Here is a 12,218-nt window from a genome sequence, read left to right as displayed (position 1 = left end):
GCCGTAGCCGAAGAGGGCTTCGGTCTGGGCGTTGACGAGCCTGATGATGCCGGTGTCGTCGACGATGACCATCGCGTCCGGCGCCGCCTCCAGCAGACCCCGGAAACGGTCCTCCTCGTCCCGGTGCCTGCCCATGGGTATGCCGCCGCATTCGCAGGTCTCTCGCTCCGCCATGTGGGTGTAACTGGACGGCACCGCCTCGGTCAAGTCGCTCATGTCCATCCCCGATCCGCGGCTCACGATGAGTCGGCCATCCCAGCGCAATTCGGAGTCACCCGTACGGACATGTCGCCAAGTGGCCCACAACGGTTGAACATGGCCACCCGATTTTCCTCGGTGACTGATTGGGGTCCACGAGGCTCCGGCTCGCCGGACCGCTCCGGAAGGCGGTGAGCGGGGCAGGACACCTGGGCAGGCCTGGCCGATGATGGTGAATCATGATGCGGGAACGCGGACTGCGCCCGGCACACATGCGGCGCGTGCGGTCGATGACGGTGGGACACCTCCCGCGGACGAGAAGGCGGACGTGACATGGAAAGCGCCCGGGCGGCGATGCATCCGCTGCCGTACACGACCTACCAGCAGGCGATCGAGCAAGAGACGGAGCGCTTCGCCGAAGCGGTCGAGGGAGTCGAACCGGCAACCCTCGTGCCCTCCTGCCCCGACTGGACGGTGGCCGACCTCACCCGGCACGTCGGGAGCTTGCAGCGCTGGTTCTCCGCCCTGCTGACCCGGCTGGTGCAGGAGCCGCCGCGGAGCCGTGAGGTGGAGCTGGGGCTGCCGGACAGCGCGCACGACTACCCCCGCTGGGTGGCGGCCGGCATCCCCCAGGTGGCCGCCGTGCTGCGGGCCACGGATCCCCAGGCACCCATGTGGGCCTGGGGCGAGGACCAGCACGCCCGGTTCTGGGCCCGCCGGATGCTGTTCGAGACGTTGGTCCACCGGGTCGACGCCGAGCGGTCCGTGGGCCAGGAGTCACCCATCGACCACGTGCTGGCGACGGACGGGATCGACGAGTTCCTCGTCAACCTGCCCGACGCGCACCTCTTCGCCCCGGCCGTGGCCCAGCTGAAAGGCGACGGCGAGACCATCGTGTTCCAGTGCGCCGACCCCGGCATCGGCGCCACCGGTGAGGAGTGGCGGGTGCGGCTGGACGCCGACGGTTTCCGCCTGCTGCCCCGAGCGGAGGACGGCGAACCGTCCGGCGCGCGCACGACGACGGTGCGGGCTCAGGCCGCCGACCTCCTGCTCCTGCTCTACGGACGGCGGTCGTACCAGGAGGCCGCCTTCGACATGACAGGGGAGTCGGCGACGCTGGACCGCTGGTTCGCCCACACGGCCTTCTGAGCCGGAGCCAGGGGGATGCCCGGGGCTGCTCAGCGCGTGCGCAGCCCCGTCGTAGTGGTGCCGGTGCGATCGCGCAGCAGTGTGCGCAGGGTGGCGGCGTGCTCGTAGCCGACCTTGCGGGCGATGGTCTCCAGGGACAGATCGGTGGTGCGCAGCAGATGCGTCGCCTGTTCGACACGCAGGTCCTGGACGAACCGCACCGGCGTGGTGTTCAGGACCCGGCGTACGGTGCGCTGGAGCGTGCGCTCACTGACCCCCAGGGCGCGCGCCGCCTCGGCCAGGCTGTTCGGCGTGTCGAGGTGCCGGCGCGCCCACCGCTCGAACGCGGCGATCAGCGGATCGCTCTGCGCGAGGGCGCTCGGAATCGTGTACGCGGACTGCGAGGGGCGCTCGTCCACGACCAGGTAGCGGGCGACCAGGTCGGCCAGGGCCGGACTGGCCATCCGTACGACGGCGAGGGCGAGATCGACGTGCCCGAAGGCGGCTCCCGCCGTGGTCACCCCCTGCGATGTGGTGACCATGCTCGTCTCGTCGAGCGTGACGGCCGGATAGCGACGGCGGAAGACGGGCGCCAGCCACCACGTGGTCGTCGCCCGGTGGCCGTCCAGGATGCCCGACTCGGCCAGCAGGAAGGTGCCCGTACAGGCCGAGGCGACGGGTGCGCCCCGGCCCCGGTGGCCGGCGACCAGCTCCCGTACGTCGGCCAGGCCGGGCCCCGCCACCCGCTCCAGGAGGGCGTCGGGCCGGCGCTCGGCGAGTGCGGGAACGAGCAGTAGATCCGAAGTGTCCGCGCCGGCCGCGGGCTCGGTCGTGACGATGTGTCCGGCGCCGGTGCGCACCTGCGGACTGAAGCCGATCGTCGTGACGTTCCAGGCCGGTGGCGGCTGGGGGAGTTCGCCGCGCATCGCGTTGGCCGCCTCCAGGACGTCAAGCGCCGCACAGAGCCCCGAGTCGAACACGCCGTCGTAGACCAGCACCGAGACGTCCATGGCGGAAACGCTATCAGAGAAGTCGTTTCCGACACTGGGGCCGGACGGCTCAGCGACCTAGCGTGAATGGTGTGCCCCGGTGAGGAGGCACACGACCGAGCCGAAGGAGCCCACCATGAACAAGATCGGTCTGCTGGCCCGTATCGAGGCCAAGCCGGAGCACGCCGACGAGATCGCCCGGATGCTGACCGAGGCCGTGAAGCTCGCCGAGGAGGAGCAGCGGACCGTCACCTGGTTCGCCTTCCGGGAGGACGCCACCACCTTCGGTGTCTTCGACACCTTCGAGAACGACGAGGACCGCACCGAGCACCTGCGCGGACGGATCGCCGCCGCGCTCATGGGTGCCGCCGAGACCATGCTCGCCTCGGCCCCCGACATCCGGCCCGTCGACCTGCTCGCGGTCAAGCTGCCCTGAGCGGCCCCGCACACCGCACCGCGCCCCCGAATCCCGAAGCACAGGAGATCCACCGACCATGACATCCACGACCCCTGCGCCGGCGGCGGACACCGAGGCCGAGCGCGGCGCGGGGCCCACCGTCCGCTCCCGCACCCATACGTGGGCACCGCCCACCAGCTATGCCGACGGTGTCGGCCGCTCGGGTCTGGAGGTGCTCCAGATGTGTGTGGACGGCCGTCTTCCCCAGGCGCCGATCGGCGGGACGCTCGGCTTCCGTCTCGTGGCGGCGGAGCACGGCCGGGCAATCTTCGAGGGTGAGCCCGGCGAGCACCTGCTCAACCCCATGGGCACGGTGCACGGCGGCTTTCTCGCCACGCTCCTCGACTCGGCGCTCGGCAGCGCGGTGATGTCGACACTCCCCGTGGGGCGCGCGTACACCACGATCCAGCTCGGAGTGCACATGGTGCGCCCCGTCTTCGCGGACACCCCACCCCTGCGCTGCGAGGGCACCGTGATCCACGCGGGCCGCACGACCGCGACCGCCGAGGCCAGGATCATCGGCACCGCCGACGGCAAGCTCTATGCGCATGCCACCACCACCTGCGCGGTCTTCGCGCTGCCCGAGGGGGCCTGACCGGACCGGCCGAGGGCGGGCCCGCGCGTTTTTCACAGGCCGGGGCGATGGCGGATACCCATCGCTCCGGCTTCCTCCTGCCGGCTTGCGTGAACGGCCGGTGAAGAGATCGGCACGGATAATTCTTGACCGGTCCTTGGTGATTCAACCAGCGCAAAGGGCTGCACGTTTGCATTCGGGTTGCTTCGAACCTGCGTAAGCCCTGTGAAGATCGGCCGTCGGAGGGCCTCGGGGCTGTGACCAGGGGATTGATCTGCCCGCGTCAAGTCGGCACTCTCGCTGAGCGCGAGCAGAACTCTGCCGCCTGAACGCAAATCCCCCCACACGCAAACGAGGAGACCCCTCTTGACGGCGCATCACAAACGCATAGGCAAGGCCAAGACCGTCACCGCGATCGCGGCCGTTGCAACCGTCGTAGGCACGGCTCTGTACGTGTCCCCTGCCGCCCAGGCCGGACAGCCCGCGGAAGGCAAGGTCTACGGCCTGCACGCCGAAGGAGCCGTGGCCGGCAGCTTCGTCGTCCTTCTGGACCAGAAGGCTTCTGCTGCCGAGAAGAAGGACTTGGCCACGGAGTACGGCGGCAAGATCAGCCGCACCTTCGGCTCGGCGGTGAACGGTTTCTCCGCCGACAGCCTCACCGAGACGGAGGCCAAGCGCCTCGCCGCCGACCCCGCGGTGGCCACGGTGGTGCAGAACAAGAAGTTCCACATCGACGCCGCCCAGGACAACCCGCCGTCCTGGGGCCTGGACCGCATCGACCAGACGGACACGGCCGGCGACCACAAGTACACCTACCCGGACAAGGCCGGGGAGGGTGTGACCGCGTACGTCATCGACACCGGCGTACGCATCAGCCACAAGGACTTCGGCGGTCGCGCGAGTTACGGGTTCGACGCCGTCGACAACGACAACACCGCCGACGACGGCAACGGCCACGGCACCCACGTGGCCGGAACCATCGCCGGAACCGCCCACGGTGTCGCCAAGAAGGCCAAGATCGTCGCGGTCAGAGTGCTCGACAACAACGGCTCCGGAACCACCGAGCAGGTCGTCGCCGGCATCGACTGGGTGACCAAGAACCACCAGGGGCCCTCGGTGGCCAACATGAGCCTCGGCGGTGGCGCCGACCCCGCTCTCGACGAGGCGGTGAAGAAGGCCATCGCCTCGGGCGTCACGTTCGCCGTCGCCGCCGGCAACGAGTCGGCGGACGCGGGGCAGGGTTCACCGGCCCGGGTCCCCGAGGCCATCACGGTCGCCTCCAGCACGAAGGACGACGCCCAGTCGGACTTCTCCAACTTCGGCAAGATCGTGGACCTGTACGCGCCGGGCTCGGACATCACCTCCGACTGGAACGACAGCGACGAGGGAACCAAGACGATCTCCGGCACCTCCATGGCCACCCCGCACGTCACCGGAGCCGCCGCCGTCTACCTGGCCGGACACCCGGACGCCACGCCCGCCCAGGTCGCCTCCGCACTGGTCGGCGCGGCGACCAGTGACAAGATCACCAACCCGAGCAGCGGAACGCCCAACAAGCTGCTGAAGGTGACCGAGTAGCAACTGCTGTGCTGCGTCCTCGTGGACGACACGAGGACGCAGCCGCCCGACGGCGCCGCCGGCTCGTACAGCGGCGGCACCGCCGGGCGGTGGTCGGACTCGCCGGAAGTCGTCAGCCGCTGTGCACGCCGACGTCGTAGAGCGAGTACCCCCACTTGGTCCCACGTTCCGTGCCCACGATGCGCACATAGCGGGCCGGCGTTCCGGTGAAGCGTGCGGTGTCGAGGCCGCCGTCACCGGTCGTGGTCGACCAGGCGGTCTTCCAGCTCACGCCGTCTGTCGAGAGCTCGATGCGGTACGACTTCCCGTACGCGCGCTCCCAGTCGAGCGTGACCCGCCCGACCAGGTGGGTCGAGCCCAGATCGATCCGCAGCCACTGGTCGTCGCTCCAGTCGCTGGCCCAGCGGGTGTCCCGGGTGCCGTCCACGGCGCGGCTCGACGCATAGCTGACGAACGGGTTCCACTCGGTCGAACTGGCCGTGGTCGAGGCCCCGTTGGCGAGATCGACTCCCGCCTGGTGCTGCTCGGTCGCGCCCCAGGTGTCGAGGTAGGACTCGGCGCCCCGGAAGAGGTCGTTCACCACGCTCTGGCCGCCGACGAGCCTGATGTCCTCGATCCAGTCCGGGACGAGGCCGTAGTGCGCGGCTCCGTCGGTGTTCAGGTCCCAGGTGCGCTCACCGGTGGTCTGCCGGTCGATGAGAGAGCCGCCGTCGACGCTGCGGAAGGGGTACGTGACCTTGTTGGGTGCGTCGGCGCCCCGCGGTCCGGGCCAGCCGCCGACACCGTTCATGTCGGTGCCGTAGCCGTAGCCGACGCCGTACTTGTCCCGCAGCGCCTTGGTGCGGTTCGCCTCGGCCACGAATCCCTCGGAGCCGTGCATGTACTGGGCGATGAAGCCGCCGAGGCCGTAGACCCGTTCGGTCCAGTTCAGGTCCATCCAGCTGTGTGAGGAGATCACACCGGGGTAGGACTCGGACTCGAAGATGTCGAGCGCGCGGCCGACGGCCTTGACGCTCATGTGGTCGATCTCCAGCATCATCTTGCGCTTCATCATGCCGCGTACGGCGTACTCACCGAGGTCGGTCAGCCCACGGGTGTTGCACTGCGCGTCCGAGGCGTACGAGGGGACACTCACGCCCGCCGGGAGTTTCGCCTCGGCCTCGGGTGCCGCGGCCGAGCCGATGGGGTTGTCGTGCTGCGGCCCCGTGCACTTCTCCGTCTTCCAGAAGGTGCCGGTCGACAGGAACTGCCCGACGTTGATGGCCGTTCCCAGCCCGCCCGAGTCGAAGCGGACTCCGCACAACGCGTTGTCGAACTTGTGGCACAGGAACATGCTGCGCACGCCCAGCGAGTACAGCTCGTCCAGGCCGGCGTCGATGTCCTTCTTGTCGCACTGCGGGACGTCCAGGATCTGCTTGCAGCCGAAGGGCTCGGAGGTCTCCACGCCCAGGATGACCGCCAACTTGCCCTGCTTGATGACGTCACGGGCCTGCGCGCTGTCGGTGACGATCCGGAACCATCCCTTGCCCGGACCGCCGTACATCTTGTCGACGTACGCCTGCAGGTCGTACGTCATCTTCGCCTGCAGCCGGATCGACGTCATCTCGTCGCAACTGCGGTCCTTGAAGAAGTACACCGAGCAGATCACGCCGTTGGTGACGAGGTCGTTGACCAGCACCCGCTGGCCGCCGCGCCAGGCCCGTTCCACCCATGCGTAGTAGTTCTGCTGGTGGGTCAGCGAGTCGTGCGCGGGCCAGTCCTTGAACGTGGGCCAGCCGACCGGGTCGTGTCTGCCGTCACCGCCCTTGGTGATGAAGTCGAAGACGGCCAGCGAGCCGTCGGGGTAGTGCTCGGGGCAGTCCTTCAGCGCGTCGGCGATCCCGGCCTCGGAGAACGTCTTGCCGCAGATCAGGCGCCCGCCGAAGCCCTCGTTGGCGAACAGGTGGTCGTGGGCGTCGACGAACCCGCGGACCTCGCCCTTGGCGTTGGTGCCGGTGAACGGCTCGCCGGTGACGTTGATCTGGGAGTCCGGCGAGGGCCGCGCCGTCGGGACCCACCACTCGTTCCCGGCTGCCGAACTCAGGGTGGGGCCGAGGAGGACGGCCAGTACGAGAAGGAGCAGCGACGCCATCGTGACGTTCTTGCGTCTGTAGTACCGGCGTCTGGATATGGCCACGGCCCACGTCCCTCGGTAGGCGGGATGCGCGGTCGACGGACGAGGACGCCCGGGGTCCGAAGACCCTTGCGCACACCGATTTGTCATGTCCTTTGTAAAGCGCCGCCCAAGAGGATCGCCAGTGCCGCCCGTGGAGTCAAGACTCAACTACTGGTGAGTATTGTTCAGCTTTCAATGGTCGGCCGATGCGGAATCGACCGAGTTGGGATTGCGGACCCAGGACGGGCCGAGGCTCACAACGCGACGACGACCAGAGCGATGTCGTCCCGGGCGCCATGGCTGACGCCGAGACGCGCGAGCAGGGAGTCGGCAAGGCGCTGGGGGCTGAGCCCCCGACACTGGGCCAGTGTGTCGGTCAGGCGCTGCAGCCCGGTGTCGATGTCCTCGTCGCGGCGTTCGATGAGGCCGTCGGTGTAGAGGACGAGAACGTCGCCGGGGTGATAGGCGGTACCGGCCTGGGGGCGCGGGACATGCGCCGGTCGGGCTCCCAGGGGCGGATCCGTAGCGCGGTCCAGCAGTTCGCAGGTGCCGTCGCGGCGCATCAGCACGGGCGGCGGATGGCCCGCGCTGGAGTAGATGATCAACTGGGAACGCGCGTCGATCAGGGCTGTCACGGCGGTGGCCGCCAGGGCGCCGTTCACGGAGCGGGCGTACAGGCCCAGGATCTCCAGTGCCTGAGCGGGGCCCGCGACGGCTCGGCTGGCCGCGGACAGCGCGCTGCGCAGCATTCCCATGACGGTGGCGGCCTCCAGACCATGGCCGACCACGTCGCCGACCGCGACGGCGAACCGCCCGTCGGCCAGATCGGCGGTGTCGTACCAGTCGCCGCACACGTTCAGTGAGCCGATGGCCGGCAGGTAGCGCACCGCCACATTGGAGTGCCGGGCCAGGTCAGGCGAGTGCAGCATGGCCTCCTGCAGCGTGATCGCCACCTGCCGCTCACGCGCGTGCGCCCGACGCAGTTCCCCGTTCAGACGTTCCAGCTCCTTGGCCCGGGCGTACAGCTCGGCCTCCATGCCCTCCTCCCGCTGACTCGGAGTCGCGGTGGTGTCCCGCTGCCGCTGCCGACGGGCATGGACGAAGGCGCTCACGTCCTCGACCCGGTGGATGATCCAGGCAACTTGTCCGTCCGATCCGATGACCGGGGTGTTGACCGGGGACCACCAGCGTTCCTCGAAGGCCCCTGGTTGTCCGGCGACGGGGATGTCGTACCGCTGAACCGCCATCGTGTCCGGTTCCCTCGTGGCCAACACCCGCTCCAGCGAGGCGGAGAGATTGCGGACTCCGTTGGCCTGAGGGTCGGCGGGGTTGTCGGGAAAGGCGGCGAAGATGTATTGCCCGAGCAGATCCTGACCGGTGCGGCCGGTCGCCCGGCAGTAGGCCTGGTTGACGCCGACGATCATCAGAGAGGGACTGAGCACCAGATACGGGCTGGGGGTGGCGGCGAACAGCGCCGCGTAGTCGACCTGATCCACGGTCGGCTGCCCGGCGCTGGCAGTGACACCCATTTTTCCAATGTACGAGGTCACCTCCGCGGCCGCCGCTCGTCGGCTGACCGTGGCTCTGCGGAGTCGGCAGTGGCGGTCGCCGGCGGGTGTGGAGGCCCGGCGCCACCCGGGCCCCGCGATTCCGGCATGATCCGCCGGGCCGGCCCTGGGTGCCGGGCGTCGCGTGGTGCGTGATCCTGTAGGGGTGTGTGGTGTGACAGCCGGTCGGATCCCGGCGGCCTACGCCGCCTCGGGCCGCCGTGCGCTGCGCGTGACCGTGGTCGCCGCCGCCGGTTTCTACCTCTTCCGGTACGGCCTGGACAGCCCCGTCGCAGCCACCTACGCCCTCTTCGGCACCGTGGCGCTGGGCGGACTCTCCAAGATCCCCGGGACCGGGCGCCAACGGGCCGCGGTGGTGCTGCACGTGCTGCCGGTCTGCTGGCTGCTGGTGGTGATCGGCACCTATCTGTCGGTGCGGACCTGGAGCGCCGTCACCGGCATGTTCGTGGTCGGCTTCGCGCTGGCCTTCTCCGCCGTGGGCGGACCGCGCCCGGCGGGAGCGGCGCCGGGCCTGCAACTCCTGTACATCCTGCCGTCCTTCCCACCGTACGATCCCGCCTCGCTCGGCGAGCGGCTGATCGGCACGACGACCGGGCTGGCCCTGTTCGTCGCCGCCGAGGCGCTGATCCTTCCCGGGCCCGCTCCGCCGTCCTACCAGGAACGGGCGGCCCGGGCAGCGCACACCGCCGCACGCTACGCGACCCTCCTCACTGCTCCTCCCTACGCCCTGGCCGACGCGGACATCCGCGCCACCCACGAGGCCGGCCATGCACTGAGGTCCCTGACCGTGCCGGAGGCGGAGCGCCCGGCGGGACCGGGGATACACGACCGCGCCCTCACCCACACCGGCCTGGCCACCCGCACCCTGCTCAACCGACTGGCGCAACTGCCCGCGACGCCGGGGGACCCTCCGGGCTCTGCCGTGACCGCCGTCCTTCACACGGTGGCGCGACTGGCCACGGCAACCGAAAGCTGCCTGAGGGCGGGGACGGCGCCCGTGGCTCCGTACAGGGAGCTGGTAGCTGCCCGCGCACGTCTGGCGGCCTCGTCCGCGGCCCCCGCCTCCACCGACGGGACCGGTCCCGCAGTGGACTTCCCGCCCGCCGAACTGCGCCGGCACGCCGCCGTGCTGGAGATCGCCGACGCCGCACTGGCCATGGCCACGGCCGCCGATCTCGCCGTACGAGGCAGGCAGGCCTCGGTGGAGGTGGCGCCGGGGCGCTTCTGGTACGCCTCGGCCTGCGCCCCGTGCCTGTGGTGGCACCGGATCCGAGGCCACGCCGAGCGCCGGTCGGTGTTCTTCCAGAACGCGGTGCGCATCGCCATGGCTCTGACGGCGGCCCGGCTGGTGGCCGGGCTGGACACGCTGCCCCACGGGTTCTGGGCCATGCTGGCGACCCTCACCCTCACCCGGACCACCATGGACGAGACCTGGAGCAGCATTCGCCGGGCTCTCGCCGGTACGCTGGCCGGCGCCCTGGTGACCGGCGGGACACTGGTCCTGGTGGGCGCCGACACCGCCGTGTACGCCGTCGTCCTGCCGCTGTGGATGCTGGTCGCCTTCACGGTCGGGCCGGTCAAGGGCGTCGGTTGGGCGCAGGGGATGTTCACCGTGCTCGTGGCCCTCGTCTTCGCCCAGCTGGCGGCACCGACGTGGCGGCTGGCGGAGGTCCGGATGCTGGACGTCCTGGTCGGCAGCGCCATCGGCGCGGTCTTCGGCCTGCTGGCCTGGCCCCGCGGTGCCCACGACGAACTGCGCCGCGCGGTGGCCGGGCTCCTGCGCAGGGCAGCCGAGATCGTGGTGGCGACCAGCGCCTCGGTGGCCGAAGGCGGGTCGACGGCGGCACCGCCCGCGGCGACCGGCCACCGGTCACTCCAGCACGCGGTCATCCTCGCGGAGTCCGCGTACGCGCAGTTCCAGAGCGAGCCGACACCCTTCGGAGGGCGGCGGCGCGGGGTGACGTTGCCCGAAGTGGACTGGCAGGCGACGCTGATGGCCGGTCACCACACCCTGTGGGGCTCGGAACGGCTCCTGGAGCCGCCGCTCACCGGCCTGGGGCCGGCGGCGGCCGAGTCCGCCGGCGGGCTGGGCGACCGGGTGGCCGGACGGATGCTGCTCGTCTCGGCAGCACTGGATCCCAGCGGTGACACCCCGACCGCACCGCTGCCGCTGCTCGACCCGGCGCTGGCGGGATTCGCCACGGAGCCGCCCGGCGCGCCGCGGCTGTACTACGCCACCGTGTCGTGGCTGGGCTCGCTGATGACGGATCTGTCGCGGATCGCAAGAGGTGGGCCGGGACCGGAGCACAGCGACGACGCGACCTCGGTCGGCAGCTGATTGCAGGGCTGGGTCGAGAAGTGAGCGGGCTGTGGTGTTCCCGTTCGGATGCATCCAGGTGTGACCTGGCCGTCGGCGGCCCGAGGGATACGGCGGGGCGGTGGGGCCCGAAGGCGTGGACGGTCGGGGACGCCGACTGGCCGCCGGCGGCACTCCGGCCCGCGGCAACGGCATGGCCGGATCAGCCGCGTCGCCCCCAAGCCATCATCATGCCGGGTCCGAGCTCGGCGAGTCGGGGCGAGGCCAGATAGTCGAGTGCCTCATCGATGACGGCGGCGTCCACCCGGCCGGTCTCCTCCAGCGCGGGTCGCATCCGGCTCCACGTCTCGGACCAGAAGCGAGCCAGGGGACCGCCTGCGACCAACGGCGGGCAGAAGAGTTCCGCGGCGACGTTCCGTAGTCCTTCCTCCCGCAGGAAGTGCGGGTACGCCGGGACGGAGGACGTGTCGGTGCCGATCGTCGTTCTCAGCGCCTTCCACATGGCGTCCATGACCCGCCGGTAGGCAGACGCGGTGTCCAGGGCGTCCGGCACCTCCAGGGCATCGCCGAGCACCAGCCATCCGCCCGGGTTCAGCCACCGCGTGAGCCGTGAGACGAGCCGACGGCGCTCGGGCAGGTGCATGAGGACGAACCTGGCATGGATCAGGTCGAAGGTGCCGAGCCGCAGGCTCTCGTCCGTGAGGTCGGCGGTGACCACCCGCAGCCGCGGACCCGCGAGGGCGTCCAGGCCCGTGGTGTCCCGGTCCAGGGCGACCACCTCCGCCGCACCTGCCTCCTCCAGCAACCAGCGCGCCACCGTCCCGGTCCCGGCACCCACCTCCAGACAGCGGCTGCCCGATCCTGCGCCCAGCGCCCGCAGACGGCGGGTGGTGAAGGGGTCGTAGATCAGCGCGGCGTCGTCGATCCGCTCGGCTTCCCGGGGATGTTCTGGCTCGAACAGGTCCTCTCCGTAGTGGCCGTCGGTCATGGCCCGACCTCGGACACGACCAGGCTGCGCTGCACGGTTGCGGCATGGAGCCGGCAGCCGTTCGCGCCGTGGCACGGGCCTTCTGCACCTCTCGACGCCATGGGAACTCCCTGATGACCTACTGATCGGCTGCAGCCACGGTGACAGCTGCCGGGCGCAACCGGTCCTGGGCGACGCCTGGTTGGCGGGTCTGCCGACACCATTGGGTGAACGGCCCGTGAGTCGAATTCGCTGCAACCCGCATGCCAGGTGGGTGAGGATTGCCG

The 12,218-nt window shown here is 70.4% G+C and carries 10 protein-coding genes; 5 read left to right on the top strand and 5 right to left on the bottom strand.

Annotated features, from left to right (window positions below):
- Positions 1 to 216: PAS domain S-box protein (locus ACIF83_RS19135; protein WP_399728230.1), on the bottom strand; the 216-nt coding region annotated here is incomplete at its 3' end.
- Positions 217 to 531: 315 nt separating this feature from the next.
- Here ACIF83_RS19135 and ACIF83_RS19130 point away from each other — a divergent pair.
- The gene (locus ACIF83_RS19130; RefSeq protein WP_399728227.1) at positions 532 to 1,347 is read left to right on the top strand and encodes a maleylpyruvate isomerase family mycothiol-dependent enzyme; all 816 of its coding nucleotides are present in this window, start codon (positions 532 to 534) and stop codon (positions 1,345 to 1,347) included.
- 29 nt (positions 1,348 to 1,376) lie between these two features.
- Here ACIF83_RS19130 and ACIF83_RS19125 read toward each other — a convergent pair whose 3' ends face one another.
- Positions 1,377 to 2,336, bottom strand: coding sequence for a GlxA family transcriptional regulator (locus ACIF83_RS19125; RefSeq protein WP_398140707.1), 960 nt, complete (start codon positions 2,334 to 2,336; stop codon positions 1,377 to 1,379).
- Between the two features lie 115 nt (positions 2,337 to 2,451).
- Here ACIF83_RS19125 and ACIF83_RS19120 point away from each other — a divergent pair, with 115 nt between their 5' ends.
- The 3 genes from ACIF83_RS19120 (at position 2,452) to ACIF83_RS19110 (ending at position 4,924) form a co-directional block, all read left to right on the top strand.
- Positions 2,452 to 2,751, top strand: coding sequence for a putative quinol monooxygenase (locus ACIF83_RS19120; protein ID WP_393479302.1), 300 nt, complete (start codon positions 2,452 to 2,454; stop codon positions 2,749 to 2,751).
- Positions 2,752 to 2,809: 58 nt separating this feature from the next.
- Complete coding sequence (locus tag ACIF83_RS19115; protein WP_393479304.1) at positions 2,810 to 3,367, top strand: PaaI family thioesterase; 558 nt, start codon at positions 2,810 to 2,812, stop codon at positions 3,365 to 3,367.
- Positions 3,368 to 3,712: 345 nt separating this feature from the next.
- Positions 3,713 to 4,924: a S8 family serine peptidase gene (locus ACIF83_RS19110; protein ID WP_393479306.1), complete on the top strand. Its 1,212-nt coding sequence runs from the start codon at positions 3,713 to 3,715 to the stop codon at positions 4,922 to 4,924.
- A gap of 112 nt (positions 4,925 to 5,036) precedes the next feature.
- On the opposite strand, the gene ACIF83_RS19105 is transcribed toward ACIF83_RS19110, so the two are convergent.
- Together ACIF83_RS19105 and ACIF83_RS19100 are read right to left on the bottom strand one after the other, a co-directional pair.
- A complete protein-coding gene (locus ACIF83_RS19105; protein WP_399728811.1) occupies positions 5,037 to 7,055 on the bottom strand; it encodes a discoidin domain-containing protein in 2,019 nt (672 codons plus the stop codon).
- A gap of 278 nt (positions 7,056 to 7,333) precedes the next feature.
- Positions 7,334 to 8,608: a PP2C family protein-serine/threonine phosphatase gene (locus ACIF83_RS19100; protein WP_399728222.1), complete on the bottom strand. Its 1,275-nt coding sequence runs from the start codon at positions 8,606 to 8,608 to the stop codon at positions 7,334 to 7,336.
- 193 nt (positions 8,609 to 8,801) lie between these two features.
- Between ACIF83_RS19100 and ACIF83_RS19095 the strand changes: the two genes are divergently transcribed.
- Complete coding sequence (locus tag ACIF83_RS19095) at positions 8,802 to 10,985, top strand: FUSC family protein (protein ID WP_399728219.1); 2,184 nt, start codon at positions 8,802 to 8,804, stop codon at positions 10,983 to 10,985.
- 181 nt (positions 10,986 to 11,166) lie between these two features.
- On the opposite strand, the gene ACIF83_RS19090 is transcribed toward ACIF83_RS19095, so the two are convergent.
- Complete coding sequence (locus tag ACIF83_RS19090; RefSeq protein ID WP_398140702.1) at positions 11,167 to 11,952, bottom strand: class I SAM-dependent methyltransferase; 786 nt, start codon at positions 11,950 to 11,952, stop codon at positions 11,167 to 11,169.
- Positions 11,953 to 12,218 lie beyond the last annotated feature (266 nt).

It is taken from the genome of Streptomyces sp. NPDC085866 (genome assembly GCF_044541035.1).
Classification (GTDB): Bacteria; Actinomycetota; Actinomycetes; order Streptomycetales; family Streptomycetaceae; genus Streptomyces.
The sequence above is the reverse complement of the archived record's forward strand: the minus strand, read 5'-3'. Positions and strand labels throughout refer to the sequence as shown.